The following is an 18,267-nucleotide window of genomic DNA, read 5'->3' on the forward strand; positions in this document are numbered from 1 at the left end:
CGGTTGTGCGTGATGGTGCGAGCCGCACGAGGGGCCGGCCCGGTGCCCCGAGGAGTGTCCTTGCCCGACGAGGTTGTGCCCACGGCCGAAGCGGCCGCCCCCGAAAGCCGTCCCACGCCCTCGGGGGCCACCCCGGCACGCCCGGCGCCGACCTCCTCGCGCCCGGTGGCTCCCGCGAGCCGCCCGTCCTCCTCCGGGGGCATGCGCGCCCGGCTGGCCCGCCTCGGCGGCCAGCGCTCCAGCGTGCTCAACCCGGTGCTGGAGCCGCTGTTCCGCTCGATCCGGGCCAACGACCCCAAGGCCGACCCGGCCCTGCTGCGGGACATCGAGAAGGCGTACGCCGTCGCGGAGAAGTGGCACCGCGGGCAGAAGCGCAAGAGCGGCGACCCGTACATCACCCACCCGCTCGCGGTGGCGACCATCCTGGCCGAGCTGGGCATGGACGCCGCCACCCTGATGGCCGGGCTGCTGCACGACACCGTCGAGGACACCGACTACGGCCTGGAGACCCTGCGCAAGGACTTCGGCGACTCGGTGGCGCTGCTGGTCGACGGCGTCACCAAGCTGGACCGGGTGAAGTTCGGCGAGGCCGCGCAGGCCGAGACCGTCCGCAAGATGGTCGTCGCGATGGCCAAGGACCCGCGGGTCCTGGTGATCAAGCTGGCCGACCGCCTGCACAACATGCGCACCATGCGCTACCTCAAGCGGGAGAAGCAGGAGAAGAAGGCCCGCGAGACGCTGGAGATCTACGCCCCGCTGGCGCACCGGCTGGGCATGAACACCATCAAGTGGGAGCTGGAGGACCTCGCCTTCGCGATCCTCTACCCCAAGATGTACGACGAGATCGTGCGGCTGGTCGCCGAGCGCGCCCCCAAGCGGGACGAGTACCTGGCGACCGTGATCGACCAGGTCCAGGGCGACCTGCGTGGCGCCCGGATCACCGCCTCGGTCACCGGCCGGCCGAAGCACTACTACTCGGTCTACCAGAAGATGATCGTCCGGGGCCGGGACTTCGCCGAGATCTACGACCTGGTGGGCATCCGGGTCCTGGTCGACACCGTCCGCGACTGCTACGCGGCGCTGGGCACCATCCACGCGCGGTGGAACCCGGTGCCGGGGCGGTTCAAGGACTACATCGCGATGCCCAAGTTCAACATGTACCAGTCGCTGCACACCACGGTGATCGGTCCCGGGGGTAAGCCCGTCGAGCTGCAGATCCGCACCTTCGACATGCACCGCCGGGCCGAGTACGGCATCGCCGCGCACTGGAAGTACAAGCAGCGCGCGGTGGCCGGCGCCTCCAAGGTCCGCACCGACACCCCGACCCAGACCCGCAAGGACGACAAGGCCGGCGCCGTCAACGAGATGGCCTGGCTGCGGCAGCTGCTGGACTGGCAGAAGGAGACCGAGGACCCGAGCGAGTTCCTGGAGTCGCTGCGTTTCGACCTCTCCAACAACGAGGTCTTCGTCTTCACGCCCAAGGGCGACGTGATAGCGCTGCCGGCCGGGGCCACCCCGGTGGACTTCGCCTTCGCCGTCCACACCGAGGTCGGGTACCGCTGCATAGGGGCGCGGGTCAACGGGCGGCTGGTGCCGCTGGAGTCGACCCTGGAGAACGGCGACAGCGTCGAGGTCTTCACCTCCAAGGCGGAGAACGCCGGGCCGTCCCGCGACTGGCTCGGCTTCGTCAAGTCCCCGCGCGCCCGCAACAAGATCCGCGCCTGGTTCTCCAAGGAGCGCCGCGAGGAGGCGATCGAGCACGGCAAGGAGGCCATCGCCCGGGCGATGCGCAAGCAGGGCCTGCCGATCCAGCGGATCCTCACCGGCGACTCGCTGGTCACCCTGGCCCACGAGATGCGCTACCCGGACATCTCCTCGCTGTACGCGGCGATCGGCGAGGGCCATGTCGCCGCGCAGAACATCGTGCAGAAGCTGGTGCAGGCGCTCGGCGGCGAGGAGGGTGCCACCGAGGACCTGGCCGAGACCGCCACGCCGACCCACGACACCCGTCGGGCGGTGCGCCGCCGGGCCAAGGGCGACCCGGGCGTCATCGTCAAGGGCGTCGAGGACGTCTGGGTCAAGCTGTCGCGGTGCTGCACCCCGGTGCCGGGCGACCCGATCGTCGGCTTCGTCACCCGTGGCAACGGCGTCTCGGTGCACCGCGCCGACTGCGTCAACGTGGAGGCGCTCAGCCAGCAGCCCGAGCGGATGATCGAGGTCGAGTGGGCGGCCACCCAGTCCTCCGTCTTCCTGGTGGCCATCCAGGTCGAGGCGCTGGACCGGTCCCGGCTGCTCTCGGACGTCACCCGGGTGCTCTCGGACCAGCACGTCAACATCCTGTCGGCGGCGGTGCAGACCTCGCGCGACCGGGTGGCGATGAGCCGCTTCACCTTCGAGATGGGCGACCCCAAGCACCTCGGCCACGTCCTGAAGGCCGTCCGCGGCGTGGAGGGCGTCTACGACGTCTACCGGGTCACCTCGGCCCGCAAGTAGCGCGAACACCGACGGGGCGCGGGGGACACCCCGCGCCCCGTCACCCGTGTCAGGTGTACTGAACGGGGCTGTACGAGTAGTTGACGACCGACCCGTTGACGGTCACGACGATGAACGACTGGTACCAGCGGCCGGACTGCTTGGCGGCGCTGAGGTTGATCAGGTGAGTGTTCGAGCACGTGCCGTTGTTCGAGACGACGTCACCGTTGTTGGAGGTCAGCGTGATGCGGACATTACAGTCGCTGCCCTGCCAGCCGGTGCTCTTGAGATAGGTGTCGGAGTAGACCCGACCGGATCCGGTGCTCACACAGACGTCGTACCGGAACCCGTTCTGCTCGGATCCCGCCGCGCACCCGCCGCCCGTGTCCGACACCGAGGTGGCAGCGGCACCGGCCGGCGTCGCGAAGCCCGCGGTGGCGAGCACCCCGGCGCCCAGCACGAGCGTGGCCTTGCCCAGGCCTCGGCGCAGGACTGTGGTTTTCGACATGATTCCCCTCCCTGAGTGCCCCGCTCGATAGGTGAGCGGGGGTGCCGGTGTTTGTTGCCGGCGAGTTTCACGCTAGAAGAGGCGCGTGGGGTTCACCAGTGGACCGGAAGGGAATCGGTCAGTGTGCGATTTGAGCACCGAGCGGCTTTTGGCGCGTGATGCACTGGTGCATTCGGCGTGAATCGGTGGATCACATTGCCAGTCCATGATCTTTATACGTACCAGCAGGGAAATGATTGGCCGGAACGCCTGCGCCGGGCCATCGGCGCAGGCGCCAGCGCCCCGGAACGGCCGAAGGGCCCCGGGGTCTCCCGGGGCCCTTCGGCGTGTCGTTCCTCGGCGGATCAGCCGCTGAACTCCTCCTGGCTGCGCTGCGCCTGCTCCAGCAGGGTCTGCACACCGGCCAGCTCGGACTCCAGCTTGGCGGTCCGGCTCGCGTTACCGGCGGCGCGGGCCTTGTCCAGGTCGGCCTGGATCTTCTCGGCCTTGGCCTCGAAGAGGCCGACCATGCCGGCGGCGCGGGCCTTGGCCTCCGGGTTCGAGCGCTTCCACTCGCTGTCCTCGGCCTCGCGGATCGCCCGCTCGACGGTGCCGAGCCGGGCGTCCAGCTTCGGACGGGCGTCGCGCGGCACGTGCCCGATCGCCTCCCAGCGCTCGTTGATGTCGCGCAGCGCGGCCTTGGCGGCCTTCAGGTCGGTGATCGGCAGGATCGTCTCGGCCTCGGCCGCCAGCGCCTCCTTCAGCTTCTGGTTGCCGACCTGCTCGGCGTCGCGCTCGCTGAACACCGCGGACCGGGCCTGGAAGAAGACGTCCTGGGCGCCGCGGAACCGCGCCCACAGCTCGTCCTCGATGTCGCGCTGGGCGCGCCCGGCGGCCTTCCAGCGTGCCATCAGGTCGCGGTAGCTGGCCGCGGTCTCGCCCCACTCGGTGGACGAGGAGAGCGCCTCGGCCTCGGTGACCAGCCGCTCCTTGGTGGCCCGGGCCTGGTCGCGCTCGGCGTCCAGGGTCGCGAAGTGCGCCTTGCGGTGCTTCGAGAAGACCGAGCGGGCGTGCGAGAACCGGTGCCACAGCTCGTCGTCGCTCTTGCGGTCCAGCCGGGGCAGGCCCTTCCAGGTGTCCACCAGCGCGCGCAGCCGGTCCCCGGCCTCCCGCCACTGGGTGGACTCGGCGAGCCGCTCGGCCTCCGCGACCAGCTCCTCCTTGGCCGTGCGGGTCTCGTCCTGCGCCTTGGCGCGGGCCGCCTTGCGCTCCTCGCGGCGGCTCTCGATCTCACCGGTCAGCGCGTCCAACCGCTTGGCCAGCGCGTCCAGGTCGCCGACCGCGTGTCCCTCGGTCACCTGGGCGCGCAGGTGGTCCAGCGCGGTCTGGGCGTCCTTGGCGGCCAGGTCGGTGGTGCGCACCCGCTTCTCCAGCAGGCCGATCTCCACCTCGATGCCCTGGTACTTGCGCTCGAAGTAGGCGAGGGCCTCCTCGGGCGAGCCGGCCTGCCAGGAACCCACGACACGTTCGCCGTCGGCGGTCCTGACGTAGACCGTGCCCTGCTCGTCGACACGGCCCCACGGGTCGCTGCTCATAGCGCGTCCTCCACATGACGTCGCGCCCGCGCCGGGGCGGTACGCGTACGTCGTCCACAGTTGATGTGCGGCGGACCGATGGGTCCGCCGTCCCGTCCGCCGTGCTTTTGCTGCCGAGGGTGACGGCCGGCGGGTCTGGGCACCCTACACAACGCCAACATAGGCGACCAGGCCCGGTGCTGTCCGCATCCGGGGCCGGGCGATTTCGGGCCGGGACCGCGCCGGTGCGCCGCGCGGGCGGGCGCGGCGCGGTCCCGGTACGGGTCAACCCTTCGCGGCGGTCACCGAGTTGAGGGTGACGTCGGCCATCGGGTGGCCGTCGGTGCCACCCTCCAGGGTGCCCGCGGCGGCGATCTTCTGCAGCACGTCCAGGCCGCCGGTGATCTTGCCGAACGGGGTGTAGTTCGGGCCGAGCTGGGTGTCCTTGTAGACCAGGAAGAACTGGCTGCCGTTGGTCCCCGGACCGGAGTTGGCCATCGCCAGGGTGCCCGCCGGGTACGTCGCGCCGGTCAGGTTCTCGTCGGCGAACTTGTAGCCGGGACCGCCGGTGCCGCCCGGGTTGGTCGCGCTGGCGGTCGGGTCGCCGCACTGCAGCACGTAGATGCCGCCGGTGGTCAACCGGTGGCACTTGGTGTGGTCGAAGAACTGCTGACCGGCCAGGAAGGTGAAGGAGTTCACCGTGTGCGGCGCCTTGGCCGCGTCCAGCGAGAGCGTCACCTTGCCGCAGTTGGTGTCCAGCGTCGCCGTGTAGGCGCCGGCGGCGTCGACGTTCATGGCCGGCTCGGCCGGCCACTGCTTGCCGTTCGGCGTGCCCGGCGCCGGGTCGGCGCAGCCCTCGACCGGCTTGCGGGTCGGGGTGGTGGGCTCGTCGGTGGCGGTGGGCGCGGCCTGCGCCGAGGACGAGCTGTCCTTCTTGTCGTCCGAGTCGAAGGCACCCGTGCCCACCAGGGCACCGCCGCCCGCCAGCACGACCACGGCGAGCGCGCTGCCGAGGATCGTGTTGCGACGCCGGCGCGCGGTGTGCATCTCGGCCCGGCGCTGCGCCTGGCGCTCGTACTTCTCGCGGGCGAGCTGCCGCCGCCGCTGTTCGCTGCTGACCACCGGCCGTGTCTCCTACATGGGTGCTGTCGACCCCTGCCGTCCAGGGGCGGACGGCGGGGGAGTCTGTACGCGGATGCTGAAGCGGATCATCGCATCCATCGGCGGCCAAGTGTAGGGACCGCGACCGTAAGAACGCGGTGAACCTGTCAGGACGAAGTGAACCTGTCACCCCTATCTGGTTCGCAACCGGACCCGGACCGCCGGTAGGCTTCCGTTACATCACCTCGTGTAGCCGCATCCCGCAGCCGCCACGGCCGACCCGAATCACGAAGGACGCGCGTTGTTCATCGCCGGATTCCCCGCTGGAGCCTGGGGCACCAACTGCTACCTGGTCGCACCGGCGGCCGGCGAGGAGTGCGTCATCGTGGACCCGGGGCACCAGGCCGCCCGCGGCGTGGAGGAGCTGGTCCGCGAGCACCGGCTCAAGCCGGTCGCGGTCGTCCTCACCCACGGCCACATCGACCACGTCGCGTCCGTGGTCCCGGTCTGCGGCGCGCGCGGCGTCCCGGCCTGGATCCACCCCGAGGACCGCTACATGATGGCCGACCCGGAGAAGGCGCTCGGCCGCTCGCTCGGCACCCAGCTGATGGGCGAGCTCACCGTCGGCGAGCCCGACGACGTGCGCGAGCTCACCGACGGCAGCGTGCTGGAGCTGGCCGGTCTGAAGCTCACCGTCGACCACGCGCCCGGCCATACCAAGGGGTCGGTGACGTTCCGGACGCCCGGCGCGGAGGAGCTCCCTCCGGTGCTCTTCTCGGGTGACCTGCTCTTCGCCGGCTCCGTCGGGCGTACCGACCTCCCGGGTGGAGACAGCGAGGCGATCCTGCGGTCGCTGGCCCGGGTGTGCCTGCCCCTCGACGACGCGACCGTGGTCCTCTCCGGCCACGGCGGACAGACCACCATCGGCCGCGAGCGCGCCACCAACCCCTACCTCCGACAAGCGGCGCGGAGCTCCGGCTCCGTCGAGGACACAGCCTTCCCGCGACGAGGAATGTGACGGAAGAGAAGTTGAGCACCTTCACCGCCCCCAAGGGCACCTACGACCTGCTGCCCCCCAGCTCCGCGACCTTCCTGGCGATCCGCGAGCGGATCGCCGCGCCGGCCCGCCGCGCCGGCTACGGCTACATCGAGACCCCGGTCTTCGAGGACGTGAAGCTCTTCTCCCGCGGTGTCGGCGAGTCCACCGACATCGTCAGCAAGGAGATGTACAGCCTCACCACCAAGGGCGGCGACGAGCTCGCGCTGCGCCCCGAGGGCACCGCCTCGGTACTGCGCGCCGCGCTCCAGGCCAACCTGCACAAGCAGGGCAACCTGCCGGTCAAGCTCTGGTACTCCGGCTCCTACTACCGCTACGAGCGGGCGCAGAAGGGCCGTTACCGCCAGTTCTCGCAGGTCGGTGCCGAGGCGATCGGCGCCGAGGACCCGGCGCTGGACGCCGAGCTGATCATCCTGGCCGACGACGCCTTCCGCTCGCTCGGCCTGCGCGACTACTCGCTGCTGCTCAACAGCCTCGGCGACAAGCAGTGCCGCCCGGTCTACCGGGCCGCGCTGGTCGAGTTCCTGGCCGGCCTCGACCTGGACGAGGACACCCGCCGCCGGGCCGAGATCAACCCGCTGCGCGTGCTGGACGACAAGCGCGAGTCGGTGCAGGCCCAGCTCGGCGGCGCGCCGATGCTGCGGGACTTCCTCTGCGAGGAGTGCAAGGCCTACGACGAGAAGGTCCGCGAGCTGCTGACCGCCAACGGCGTGGCCTTCACCGACGACCCCAAGCTGGTCCGCGGGCTGGACTACTACACCCGCACCACCTTCGAGTTCGTGCACAACGGCCTCGGCGCGCAGTCGGCGATCGGTGGCGGCGGCCGCTACGACGGGCTCTCCGAGATGATCGGCGGCCCCGTGCTGCCGTCCGTCGGCTGGGCCCTCGGGGTGGACCGCAGCTACCTGGCGATGGAGGCCGAGGGCGTCGTCCTCGACCTGCCGGCCGCCACCTCCGTCTACGCCGTCGCGCTCAGCGACGAAGCCAAGAACGTCCTGTTCGCCAAGGTGGTCGAGCTGCGCCGCGCGGGCGTCGCCACCGACCTCGCCTTCGGCGTCAAGGGCATCAAGAACGCGATGAAGTCCGCGGACCGTTCCGGCGCCCGCTTCGCCGTGCTCGCCGGTGACCGGGACCTCGCCGACGGCGTCGTCCAGCTCAAGGACATGACCACCGGCGAGCAGAACCCCGTCGCCCTCGACGCTCTCGTCACCACCCTGAAGGAGAAGCAGCTGTGATCCGCACGCACGACGCGGGCACGCTCCGCCCGGAGCACGCAGGCACCACCGTCACCCTGGCCGGCTGGGTCGCCCGCCGCCGAGACCACGGCGGCGTGGCCTTCATCGACCTGCGGGACGCCTCCGGCACCGTGCAGATCGTGGTCCGTGACCTCGACTCGGTGCACGGCCTGCGCGCCGAGTACTGCGTCAAGGTCGTCGGCGACGTCCGGGTGCGGCCCGAGGGCAACGAGAACCCGGACATCCCGACCGGCGCCGTCGAGGTCGTGGTCAGCGAGATCGAGGTGCTCTCCGAGGCCGCCCCGCTGCCCTTCCCGGTCGCCGAGTACGAGCCCGGTACGGTCAACGAGGAGGTCCGCCTCCGTTACCGCTACCTGGACCTGCGCCGCGAGGGTCCGGCCAAGGGCCTGCGCCTGCGCTCCAAGGTCAACAACATCATCCGCCGGGTGATGGAGGAGAACGACTACCTCGACATCGAGACGCCGTACCTCACCCGCTCCACCCCCGAGGGCGCCCGCGACTTCCTCGTCCCGGTCCGTCTGCAGCCCGGCCACTGGTACGCGCTGCCGCAGTCGCCCCAGCTGTTCAAGCAGCTGCTGATGGTGGCCGGCATGGAGCGGTACTACCAGATCGCGCGCTGCTTCCGCGACGAGGACTTCCGCGCCGACCGCCAGCCGGAGTTCACCCAGCTGGACATCGAGGCCTCCTTCGTCGACCAGGAGGACATCCTGGCCCTCGGCGAGAAGATCATCGGCTCGATCTGGCGCGACGTGCACGGGTACGAGATCCCGGCCCCGCTGCCCCGGATGACCTACGCGGACGCGATGGGCCGCTACGGCTCGGACAAGCCCGACGTCCGCTTCGGCCAGGAACTCACCAACCTGACCGAGTACTTCGCGGGCACCTCGTTCCGGGTCTTCCAGGCCCCGTACGTCGGCGCCGTGGTCATGCCCGGCGGTGCCTCGCAGCCGCGCAAGCAGCTCGACGCCTGGCAGGACTGGGCCAAGGCGCGCGGCGCCAAGGGCCTCGCCTACGTCCTCATCGACGCCGAGACCGGCGAGCTGCGCGGCCCCGTCGCCAAGAACCTCTCCGAGGAGCACCTGGCCGGCCTGGCCGCCGCCGCGGGCGCCAAGAACGGCGACGCGATCTTCTTCGCGGCCGGCAAGGAGCGCCCCTCGCAGGAGCTGCTCGGCGCCGCCCGTCTGGAGATCGGCCGCCGCTGCGAGCTGATCGACGCGTCCCAGTGGGCCTTCCTCTGGGTCGTCGACTTCCCGATGTTCGAGCCGATCGAGGACGACAAGGGCGAGTTCCAGGGCTGGCACGCGGTGCACCACCCGTTCACCGCCCCGACCGCCGAGTCGCTCGCCACCTTCGACACCGACCCGGGTTCGGCGCTCTCCAACGCCTACGACCTCGTCCTCAACGGGTCGGAGCTGGGCGGCGGTTCGATCCGTATCCACCAGCGGGACGTGCAGAAGCGGGCGTTCGACGCGATCGGCCTCTCCGAGGAGGAGGCGGCCTCGCAGTTCGGCTTCCTGCTGGACGCCTTCAACTACGGCCCGCCGCCGCACGGTGGCGTCGCCTTCGGCCTCGACCGGATCGTCACCCTGCTCGGCGGGTACGACACCATCCGGGACGTCATCGCGTTCCCGAAGACGTCCACCGGCGGTGACCCGCTGACCGGTGCGCCGACCCCGATCACCCCGGCGCAGCGTCGCGAGGCCGGCGTCGACGCCCAGCCCAAGGTCCGCGAGGACGCCAAGGCCGCCGAGGCCAAGTCCGAGGCCCAGCCCAAGGCCTGACGCTCGATCGGCTAACCTTTCACGGCCCCGGACGGCATACCCGCCGTCCGGGGCCGGTCCACAACGGTGTGCGACGCAGAGAGGCTTCCCCCATGAAGGTCACCACCAGAATCGAGTGTCCCGAGGACGCGCCCGCCACCAGACGGGTCCACATGGCCGCCTTCCCCGGCCCCGACGAGGCCGACCTGGTGGACGCGTTGCGCCGCGACCCCGCCTGGCTGCCCGGGCTGTCCCTGGTCGCGGTGGACGAGACCGGGCTGGTGATCGGCCACGCGCTGCTCACCCGGCTGCGGGTCGGCGACGGCCCTGGCCTGGCGCTCGCGCCCGTCGCGGTCGCCCCGGAGTGGCAGCGCAAGGGTGTCGGCGAACTGGTCGTCAAGGCCGCGCTGACGGCGGCGGAGGAGGCGGGCGAGAAGCTCGTCGTCGTCCTGGGCGATCCGGACTACTACGGCAGGTTCGGTTTCACCCCGGCCGAGCAGCACGAGGTCACCGGCCCGTTCGAGGTGCCGGCGGCCTACTTCCAGGCGCTCGCCCTTCCGGCGTACGACGGCGGCCCGCGCGGCCTCTGCCGCTACCCGGAGCCCTTCGAGGCGGTCTAGCCCGAGCGGACCGGGGCCGCCGGGCCGGCCGAGAACCCGACCGTCGCCCGGCAGCTGCGCACGAAAGCGGTCATGGCGGGCGTCAGTTGCCGGTCCTTCGGCCAGTACAGCCCGACCTGGCTCGGGCTCAGCCCCCGCACCGGCCGGTACGCGACATCCTCCCGCGCCGCCAGCCTGCTCATCGCCTCCGGGGCGAAACCGACGCCCTGGCCGCACACCACCGCGGCCAGCCACTCGTCGGAGTTGTGTGCCACCGCGCCGATCCGCACCGGCCGCCCGCCCCGCTCCCGGAGCGCCAACCAGTAGTCGCGCCACTGTCCGGCCTCCTGCGGGAGCGCCACGAAGGGCTCGTCCAGCAGCTCGGCGAACTCGATCACCTCGTGGCCGGCCAGTCGGTGCCCGGCCGGCAGCGCCGCGCACCGCGGCTCCTCGCCCAGCACCGCGACGTTGTACTGCTCGGAGATCGACGGTGGCGCATGCCAGAGCGTCAGGTCGATCTCCCCGGAGGCCAGGCCCGAGGTCGGGTCGAACCAGTTGTTCTGCCGCAGTTCGACCTGCCAGCCGGGCATCCGCCGGGTGAAGTCCGTCACCGTCCGACGGGTCATCAGGTTGATGATGCCGCCCTCGAAGCCAACCCGCAGCGTCGAGCCCTGCTCGGCCGCCGCCGCCCGGGTGGCGCGCAGCGCGTCGTCCCAGCCGGCCAGCATCGTGCCGGTCCGCTCGGCCAGGGCCCGGCCGGCGTGGGTGGGCGCCATGCCCCGCCGCGAGCGCTCGAACAGTTCCACCCCGAGCAGGGTCTCCAGCTGGCGGATCTGTTTGGTGAGGGTCGGCTGCGAGAGGAACAACCGGGCCGCCGCGGCCGTCAGCTGGCCCTCCTCGCAGACCGCGGCGAAACTGCGCAGCAGTCGGGTGTCCACATCCATGCCCCAAGGTTATGGAACGGGATATTGGACCGGCCCGGCAGGTCTGGGCCAAGGTGAACCGTTCGGCCCGCGCGGCCGTGCCACGGGGGAGCCCGGCAGCGGCGGTTCAGGGGGCCGCCGCTGCCGGACCGGCCGCGACGACCTGCGCCGGACCCGGGTTGCGCCTACGGTGAGGGTTCATCAGCCCTGGCCGAACGGAGGCACCCAGGTGGCAGCCAAGTCCGAGCACGTTCCCGGCAGCGGGCCCGAGCACCGGCAGGAGCGGCTGGCGAAGAAGCCGTACGAGCGGGAGCTGTTGCGGCTCCAGAACGAGCTGGTGAAGCTCCAGGAGTGGGTGCGGGCCGAGGGCGCCCGGCTGGTCGTCGTCTTCGAGGGGCGCGACGCGGCCGGCAAGGGCGGCGCGATCAAGCGGGTGACGGAGTTCCTGAACCCGCGCATCGCCCGGGTGGCGGCGCTGCCCACCCCCACCGAGCGCCAGCGCACCCAGTGGTACTTCCAGCGCTACGTCGAGCACCTGCCGGCCGCCGGGGAGATCGTGCTCTTCGACCGCAGCTGGTACAACCGGGCCGGCGTCGAGAAGGTGATGGGCTTCTGCACGCCCGAGGAGTACCGGCAGTTCCTGCACCAGTGCCCGACCTTCGAGCGGATGCTGACCGAGGCGGGCATCCTGCTGCGCAAGTACTGGTTCTCGGTGAGCGACACCGAGCAGGAGCGGCGGTTCCGGGCCCGGCTGGAGGACCCGATGCGCCGCTGGAAGCTCTCCCCGATGGACATCGAGTCGATCAGCCGCTGGGAGGACTACTCGCGGGCCAAGGACGAGATGTTCGTCCACACCGACATCCCGGACTCGCCGTGGAACGTCGTGGAGAGCGACGACAAGCGCCGGGCGCGGATCAACATGATCGCCCACCTGCTCTCCACCCTCCCGTACCACGAGGTGGCCCCGCAGACCGTCGAGCTGCCGCCCCGGCCGCGCTCGCGCGGCTACCAGCGGCCGCCACGCGACCTGCAGAGCTACGTACCGGACCACGCGGCGGGGATCGGGTAGTGCCGCTCCGAACGGCCCGGCGGCGTCGCCGGGCCGTTCGCGGCGCGTGCGACGGGAGGAGCCCACGAGAGCGCGGGTGCCCGCCGCGGCGCCCGCCGTCCTGCCGGACCTGCCCGGGCGGTCCTGGGTTCCGGGGCTGTCGGTCGGCTCGCATAGGCTTCCGGTGTGGACGAACCGGACCTCTTCACCGCCGCCGCCGAGGAACGCCAGGCCAAGGAGCCCGGCCGGGCACCGCTCGCCGTACGGATGCGCCCGCGCACCCTGGACGAGGTCGCCGGGCAGCGGCAGCTGCTGAAGGACGGCTCGCCGCTGCGCCGGCTCGTCTCGGGCTCGCGCGGCCCGGCGGCGACCAGTTCGGTCATCCTCTGGGGCCCGCCGGGCACCGGCAAGACCACCCTGGCGCACGTGATCAGCCAGGCCGTCGAGGGCCGCTTCGTCGAGCTGTCCGCGATCACCGCGGGCGTCAAGGAGGTCCGCGCGGTCATCGACGGGGCCCGCCGGGCGGTCGGGATGAACGGCCGGGAGACGGTGCTCTTCCTGGACGAGATCCACCGCTTCTCCAAGGCCCAGCAGGACTCGCTGCTGCCCGCCGTGGAGAACCGCTGGGTCACCCTGATCGCCGCGACCACCGAGAACCCGTACTTCTCGGTGATCTCCCCGCTGCTGTCGCGCTCGCTGCTCCTCACGCTGGAGTCGCTGACCGACGAGGACGTCCGTGCCCTGCTGCACCGCGCGGTGGCCGACGAGCGCGGTCTGGCGGGCGCGCTGGAGCTCACCGCGGAGGCGGAGGACCACCTGGTCCGGCTGGCCGGCGGGGACGCCCGGCGGGCGCTCACCACGTTGGAGGCGGCGGCCGGTGCGGCGCTGGAGAAGGGTGAGCCGAGCATCACGCTGGCCACCACCGAGACGGCCGTCAACCAGGCCGCGGTGCGCTACGACAAGGACGGCGACCAGCACTACGACGTGGCCAGCGCGCTGATCAAGTCGATCCGCGGCAGTGACGTGGACGCCACCCTGCACTACCTGGCCCGGATGATCGAGGCGGGGGAGGACCCCAGGTTCATCGCCCGACGGCTGATGATCTCCGCCAGCGAGGACGTCGGCCTGGCCGATCCGACGGCGCTGGCCACGGCGGTCGCAGCGGCCCAGGCGGTGGCGCTGATCGGCTTCCCGGAGGCGCGGATCATCCTCTCCCAGGCGGCGATCGCGCTGGCGCTGGCGCCCAAGTCCAACGCCGCCTACCTGGCCATCGACGCGGCACTGGCGGACGTCCGGCAGGGTCTGGCGGGCGCCGTGCCGCCGCACCTGCGGGACGCGCACTACGGCGGCGCGGGCAAGCTCGGGCACGGTCAGGGCTACCAGTACCCGCACGATCTGCCGGAGGGCATCGCGGCGCAGCAGTACGCACCGGACGCCGTGCACGGCAAGGCGTACTACCGGCCGACCCGGCACGGCGGGGAGGCCCGGTACGCGGACATCGTGGAATGGACCAGGGGCCGGCTCCGGGGCGAATGACCGGCCGGGCGGCCCGGCGGGCGCCGCGGGAGGACCGGGGGAGATCGGCGGGTATACTCGTGCGGAGTGCCGTGTCCCGGGCGCGGCGGCAGGGGAGACCCTGACCGACCGGCCGCACCAGCGGGGCAATGGCCGCGGTCTCCTTCGGGAGGCCCCAGGAGCGTCGCGCACCGTTTCGGTGTCGCGTGCAGCCCACCAACCCCGGTTCGGTGGGCCACTCGTGTGCTTGCACATTCGTGCCCGGCCTCGGAGAGCGGCTGATCGCACTGCCCTCGGGCGGTGGGGTTGTCTCCGGACCGCGAGGAGCGACCTCCGTCAACACCTGGTGAAGCCGTATTCGTAAGCAAGGAAGGTTTGGTTCATGGCGAACCAGAAGCGTCCCAAGGTCAAGATCGCGCGTGCGCTCGGCGTGCCGCTGACCCCGAAGTCCGTCAAGTACTTCGAGGCCCGCCCGTACCCGCCCGGCCAGCACGGCCGTGGCCGCAAGCAGAACTCGGACTACAAGGTCCGTCTGCTGGAGAAGCAGCGTCTGCGCGCCCAGTACGACCTGAGCGAGAAGCAGATGGCGCGCGCGTTCGACCGCGCGAAGAAGGCCGAGGGCAAGACCGGTGAGGCGCTCGTCGCCGAGCTGGAGACCCGTCTGGACTCCCTGGTGCTGCGTTCGGGCATTGCCCGCACCATCTACCAGGCCCGCCAGATGGTCGTCCACGGCCACATCGAGGTCAACGGCGGCAAGGTCAACAAGCCGTCGTACCAGATGAAGCCGGGCTTCGTCGTGACCGTCCGCGAGCGCAGCAAGGAGAAGGTCCCGTTCCAGGTCGCCCGTGAGGGTGGCTACGCGGGCGAGGGCCAGACCCCGAAGTACCTGGAGGTCAACCTGAAGGCCCTGGCCTTCCGCCTGGACCGCGCGCCGCAGCGCAAGGAGGTCCCGGTGATCTGCGACGAGCAGCTCGTCGTCGAGTACTACTCGCGCTGACCCGCGAGGGGTACGCCTGCCGTACCCAGCGAGCCCCCGTCGCCTCTTCAGGCGGCGGGGGCTCGTCCCTTTCCCGGGCGCGGCCCTCTTCCGAGCGCGTCCCCGTTCGAGGGGCCGGGCTCAGATCTCCTCGCCGGCCATCGCGGCGACCAGCCGCAGGTGCGGGCGGGCCTCCTCGGCGCGGCCCCGGCGCTCCAGGGTCCGGCCCAGCATCAGCCGGGCGTAGTCCTCGGCCGGGTGGGCGTCCAGGATGGTGCGCAGCTCGGTCTCGGCGCGGGAGAGCTGGGCCGAGTGGTAGTAGCTGCGGGCCAGCAGCAGCCGGACCGAGAGGTTGGCCGGCTCCTCGGCGAGGACGCCCTCCAGCAGGCGGGCCGCTTCGGCGTACGCCTTGGAGTCGAAGTGGAACGTCGCGAGGCGGTACTCGGCGTCGGCGGTGTGGATGGTCACGGTCGCTCCTTCCGGCGTCCGCCCGGCGGGGGTGCCGGGCGCGCTGCCGACCGCTGTAGCAATGGACAAGATTCAACTATTCCTGGCCGGTGAGGGCCTCGGCGCGGGCGCCACCGGGGCGGCCCCCGGTAACGCTCCCGGACCGCCCGCACGGCCGCCGCCCAGCACCCGGCGGACGGCGGCGTCGAGGTCCAGCCGCGCCCCGCGGTCGAAGCACTCGGTGAACTCCTGCTCGGTCAGCCCGGCCCGGGCCCGTTCCTCGCAGTGCCGGTGCGGGCCGTTGAAGGTGCGCGAGCCGAAGAACGGCTTGCCCACGGCCTGCCAGATCCGGTGGGCGGCGCCCTGCAGCACCCGGGCCTCGCGCAGGTCGCCGGGCCGGCCCGGCCCGACCGGCTCGGTCTCCAGCAGCGCCAGCAGGTCGATCGCCAGCACGATGCCCAGCAGATCGTGGAAGAGGTGGTTGAGTCGGACGCTCTCCCGGGCCCGCGCGCGGGCCAACCGCACCTCGCCGTCCATCCAGTGCGAGTACCCGAGCGCGTAGAGCCCGTAGGCGTACGCCCACTGCTCGCCGTGCTCCTCGCACAGCTCGCGGACCTGGCCCAGCCAGAACTCGCCGTTCTCCTGGTCGCCCTGGAACAGGTAGGCGATACCCAGCTCGAACATGGCCATCAGGACGTTGCTGTTGAGCTCGCCGATCGTCCGGTAGTGCCAGAGCGCCTCCTCGAAGAGCTCGGCGGCGCGGGCCGGCTCGTCACCGATCAGGGCCGCGCAGCCCTGCCGGTGGACGGCGTAGGCCAGTGCCCGGGCGTCCCCGGTGTCCAGTGCCTGGCGGCGGCACTCCTCCAGCGCCGGGCGCGCGGTGAGCAGGTCGCCCTGCAGGGTCGCCATGTAGCCGGTGACCCAGAGCGCCTTGGCACGGGCCTCGGTCGGCTCGGGGTCGAGGGCGAGCGCGCGGTCCAGCCAGTGCCGGCCCTCGCCGAGGTGGCCGCAGCCGACCCAGTAGAACCAGAGCGTGCCCGCCAGCAGCAGGGCGAGCTGCTCCTCGCCCGGCTCGGCGAGGCAGAACTCCAGTGCCGCGCGGAGGTTGGGGTGGGCCAGTTCGGTGCGCTCGGCGGTCTCCGCCTGCCGGGGGCCGAACCACTCGACCTCGCCCCAGGTGGCCACGCCCAGGTACCAGTCGCGATGGCGGCGCCGCAGCCGGTGCTCCTCGCCGGTCGCGCGCAGCCACTGCAGGCCGTACTCGCGCAGCGTGTCCAGCAGCCGGAACCGGACGCCGCCGGTGCCGCCGTCCTCGGCCCGTTGGCCGGCGGGCGCCTCGCCGCGCAGGACCACGGACTTGTCGATCAGCTCGGACAGCAGGTCGAGCAGGTCGTCCGGCTCGATGCCCGCGCCGGCGCAGACGAACTCGGCGGCCTCCAGGTCGAAGCTGCCCGCGAACACCGACAGGCGTGCCCAGAGCAAACGTTCCTGCTCGGTGCAGAGCTCGTGACTCCAGCCGATCGTCGTGCGGAGCGTCTGATGGCGCGGCAGGGCGGTCCGGGCGCCGCCGGTGAGCAGCCGGAAGCGGTCGTTCAGCCGGGCGTCGATCTGCTCCACCGAGAGCGCGCGCAGCCGCCCGGCGGCCAGCTCCACGGCCAGCGGGATGCCGTCCAGCCGGCGGCAGAGCTGGGCGATCCCCTCGGCGGAGGCGGTGGTGATCTCGAAGGAGGGCAGGACCGCCCGGGCCCGGTCCGCGAACAGCCGCACCGCGTCCGGCAGCGCGCCGGGGCCGACCGGATCCACCGGGAGCGGGGCCAGGACGAGCAGGTGCTCGCCCGGGGCGCGCAGCGTCGCCCGGCTGGTGGCCAGCACCCGCAGGCCCGGCAGCGCCCGCAGGAGCGCGTCGGCCAGCTCCGCGCAGGCGTGCACCAGGTGCTCGCAACCGTCCAGCACGATCAGCGTCCGGCGCCCGGCGAGCTGCTCGGTCAGCACCTCCAGCGGCGACCGGGCGGTGCCGTCGGTCAGCCGCAGCGCCTCCAGTACGGCGTGGCCGAGCAGCAGCGGGTCCTGCACGGGGGCGACCTCGACCAGCCAGGTGCCGTCGGGGAAGGCGCCGGCGGCCCGGGCCGCCGCGCGCAGGGCCAGCCGGCTCTTGCCCACGCCGCCCGTGCCGGTCACGGTCACCAGCCGGGCGGCGGCCAGCAGCCGGGCCAGCTCGGCGAGCTCCTGCCGGCGTCCGACGAAGCTGGTCACCTCGGCCGCCGGCCGGCCGGACCACGGCCCCTCCGCCGCGGCCGGGGCCGGGGGCTGTGCTGTCGAGTCGCCGGCCAAACGCTGCTCCCGGGTCCGGGCCCGGGCCTGGCCGGCCCGGACGTGTGCGCGGGCCGCACAGACGACGGCCCGTCTGGCAGAACGAGGTGACCGGCGGGTAGGTTACGCGCGCGGCTCGTACACCCGACCGGATCCGGGCGGCGGGCCCGGGGACGCCCCCGGCCGATATCCGGTCCGGAAACCGGCCGTGGTCGCGATAGGGTCTCCTTCGGAGAACAGCAAGGCGAGGGAGCGCACAAGGTGTCCGTGGGAGAGCTGGCCGGGTTGCTCGTCGCCGTGTTCTGGGCGGTCCTGGTCACCCTGCTCGCCGTCGTGCTGGTGCGGCTCTCGCGGGTGCTCAAGGAGGCCGCCGTCCTGGTCTCCGCCGTGACCGAGCAGGCCGTGCCGCTGCTGAGCGAGGCGGGTGCCGCCGTGCGCAGCGCCAACGAGCAGCTGGAGCGGGTGGACGAGATCACCGCCAACGTCCAGGACGCCGCCGCCAACGCCAACGCGCTCTCCTCCACCGTCGCGGCCACCCTGGGCGGGCCGCTGGTCAAGGTCGCGGCCTTCAGCTACGGCGTCCGCAAGGCCGTCGCCAAGCAGAACGGCACCGCGACGCTGCCCACCCGACCGGGCGAGCGCGAGGAGCTGGCCCGGCTGATCCGGGCCGAGGTGCGCGCCGCGACGGCGGCCAGGAGCGGCCTGTTCGCCCGGGTCCGGCGCGCGGTGAGGGGCTGACGGC

The 18,267-nt window shown here is 72.2% G+C and carries 15 protein-coding genes; 9 read left to right on the top strand and 6 right to left on the bottom strand.

The genetic code is table 11. The features are described from left to right. Window positions 1-12 precede the first annotated feature (12 nt). Entirely contained in the window at window positions 13-2,493 is a 2,481-nt protein-coding gene (locus ACFXHB_RS27805) for a RelA/SpoT family protein (RefSeq protein WP_380577387.1), read from the top strand. A 49-nt stretch (window positions 2,494-2,542) separates the two neighbouring features. Here ACFXHB_RS27805 and ACFXHB_RS27810 read toward each other — a convergent pair whose 3' ends face one another. The 3 genes from ACFXHB_RS27810 to ACFXHB_RS27820 form a co-directional block, all read right to left on the bottom strand. Then, window positions 2,543-2,980 (bottom strand): hypothetical protein, encoded by a 438-nt coding sequence (locus tag ACFXHB_RS27810; RefSeq protein WP_380577388.1) that lies wholly within the window; start codon window positions 2,978-2,980, stop codon window positions 2,543-2,545. A gap of 344 nt (window positions 2,981-3,324) precedes the next feature. Next, the gene (locus tag ACFXHB_RS27815) at window positions 3,325-4,554 is read right to left on the bottom strand and encodes a DUF349 domain-containing protein (protein WP_380577389.1); all 1,230 of its coding nucleotides are present in this window, start codon (window positions 4,552-4,554) and stop codon (window positions 3,325-3,327) included. A gap of 264 nt (window positions 4,555-4,818) precedes the next feature. Next, window positions 4,819-5,655 carry a peptidylprolyl isomerase gene (locus tag ACFXHB_RS27820; RefSeq protein ID WP_380577390.1) on the bottom strand — a complete coding sequence of 279 codons (837 nt, stop codon included), beginning with the start codon at window positions 5,653-5,655 and terminating at the stop codon, window positions 4,819-4,821. Window positions 5,656-5,935: 280 nt separating this feature from the next. Between ACFXHB_RS27820 and ACFXHB_RS27825 the strand changes: the two genes are divergently transcribed. The 4 genes from ACFXHB_RS27825 to ACFXHB_RS27840 all read left to right on the top strand — a co-directional run bounded on the left by ACFXHB_RS27825 (window position 5,936) and on the right by ACFXHB_RS27840 (window position 10,327). Beyond that, window positions 5,936-6,652 carry an MBL fold metallo-hydrolase gene (locus ACFXHB_RS27825; RefSeq protein ID WP_380577391.1) on the top strand — a complete coding sequence of 239 codons (717 nt, stop codon included), beginning with the start codon at window positions 5,936-5,938 and terminating at the stop codon, window positions 6,650-6,652. A gap of 11 nt (window positions 6,653-6,663) precedes the next feature. Beyond that, entirely contained in the window at window positions 6,664-7,926 is a 1,263-nt protein-coding gene (gene hisS / locus ACFXHB_RS27830) for a histidine--tRNA ligase (protein ID WP_380577392.1), read from the top strand. After that, the gene (aspS, locus tag ACFXHB_RS27835; RefSeq protein ID WP_380577393.1) at window positions 7,923-9,728 is read left to right on the top strand and encodes an aspartate--tRNA ligase; all 1,806 of its coding nucleotides are present in this window, start codon (window positions 7,923-7,925) and stop codon (window positions 9,726-9,728) included. Before hisS ends, aspS begins: the two co-directional genes overlap by 4 nt. Window positions 9,729-9,820: 92 nt before the next feature. Continuing rightward, window positions 9,821-10,327: a GNAT family N-acetyltransferase gene (locus ACFXHB_RS27840; RefSeq protein WP_380577394.1), complete on the top strand. Its 507-nt coding sequence runs from the start codon at window positions 9,821-9,823 to the stop codon at window positions 10,325-10,327. Here ACFXHB_RS27840 and ACFXHB_RS27845 read toward each other — a convergent pair. Beyond that, window positions 10,324-11,250, bottom strand: coding sequence for a LysR family transcriptional regulator (locus tag ACFXHB_RS27845; RefSeq protein WP_380577395.1), 927 nt, complete (start codon window positions 11,248-11,250; stop codon window positions 10,324-10,326). The genes ACFXHB_RS27840 and ACFXHB_RS27845 overlap by 4 nt on opposite strands. Window positions 11,251-11,515: 265 nt before the next feature. Between ACFXHB_RS27845 and ppk2 the strand changes: the two genes are divergently transcribed. The 3 genes from ppk2 to rpsD all read left to right on the top strand — a co-directional run bounded on the left by ppk2 (window position 11,516) and on the right by rpsD (window position 14,789). Further along, window positions 11,516-12,298 (top strand): polyphosphate kinase 2, encoded by a 783-nt coding sequence (gene ppk2, locus ACFXHB_RS27850; protein WP_380577409.1) that lies wholly within the window; start codon window positions 11,516-11,518, stop codon window positions 12,296-12,298. A 165-nt stretch (window positions 12,299-12,463) separates the two neighbouring features. After that, complete coding sequence (locus ACFXHB_RS27855) at window positions 12,464-13,813, top strand: replication-associated recombination protein A (RefSeq protein ID WP_380577396.1); 1,350 nt, start codon at window positions 12,464-12,466, stop codon at window positions 13,811-13,813. Between the two features lie 361 nt (window positions 13,814-14,174). Beyond that, complete coding sequence (rpsD, locus tag ACFXHB_RS27860) at window positions 14,175-14,789, top strand: 30S ribosomal protein S4 (RefSeq protein ID WP_063346792.1); 615 nt, start codon at window positions 14,175-14,177, stop codon at window positions 14,787-14,789. A 120-nt stretch (window positions 14,790-14,909) separates the two neighbouring features. Here the strand turns inward: rpsD and ACFXHB_RS27865 are convergent, their stop codons facing one another. Then, entirely contained in the window at window positions 14,910-15,230 is a 321-nt protein-coding gene (locus ACFXHB_RS27865; protein WP_380577410.1) for a tetratricopeptide repeat protein, read from the bottom strand. A gap of 78 nt (window positions 15,231-15,308) precedes the next feature. Then, complete coding sequence (locus ACFXHB_RS27870; protein ID WP_380577397.1) at window positions 15,309-17,546, bottom strand: ATP-binding protein; 2,238 nt, start codon at window positions 17,544-17,546, stop codon at window positions 15,309-15,311. A 240-nt stretch (window positions 17,547-17,786) separates the two neighbouring features. On the opposite strand from ACFXHB_RS27870, the gene ACFXHB_RS27875 reads away from it, so the two are divergent. Next, entirely contained in the window at window positions 17,787-18,263 is a 477-nt protein-coding gene (locus ACFXHB_RS27875) for a DUF948 domain-containing protein (protein ID WP_380577398.1), read from the top strand. Window positions 18,264-18,267 lie beyond the last annotated feature (4 nt).

It is taken from the genome of Kitasatospora sp. NPDC059327 (genome assembly GCF_042752535.1).
Taxonomy (GTDB): domain Bacteria; phylum Actinomycetota; class Actinomycetes; order Streptomycetales; family Streptomycetaceae; genus Kitasatospora.

Bases quoted from the DNA above. Each gene is read 5' to 3' on its own strand.
- ACFXHB_RS27805 (WP_380577387.1), top strand. From the start codon at position 13: ATGGTGCGAGCCGCACGAGGGGCCGGCCCGGTGCCCCGAGGAGTGTCC.
- ACFXHB_RS27810 (WP_380577388.1), bottom strand. From the start codon at position 2,980: ATGTCGAAAACCACAGTCCTGCGCCGAGGCCTGGGCAAGGCCACGCTC.
- ACFXHB_RS27815 (WP_380577389.1), bottom strand. From the start codon at position 4,554: ATGAGCAGCGACCCGTGGGGCCGTGTCGACGAGCAGGGCACGGTCTAC.
- ACFXHB_RS27840 (WP_380577394.1), top strand. From the start codon at position 9,821: ATGAAGGTCACCACCAGAATCGAGTGTCCCGAGGACGCGCCCGCCACC.
- ACFXHB_RS27845 (WP_380577395.1), bottom strand. From the start codon at position 11,250: ATGGATGTGGACACCCGACTGCTGCGCAGTTTCGCCGCGGTCTGCGAG.
- rpsD (WP_063346792.1), top strand. From the start codon at position 14,175: ATGGCGAACCAGAAGCGTCCCAAGGTCAAGATCGCGCGTGCGCTCGGC.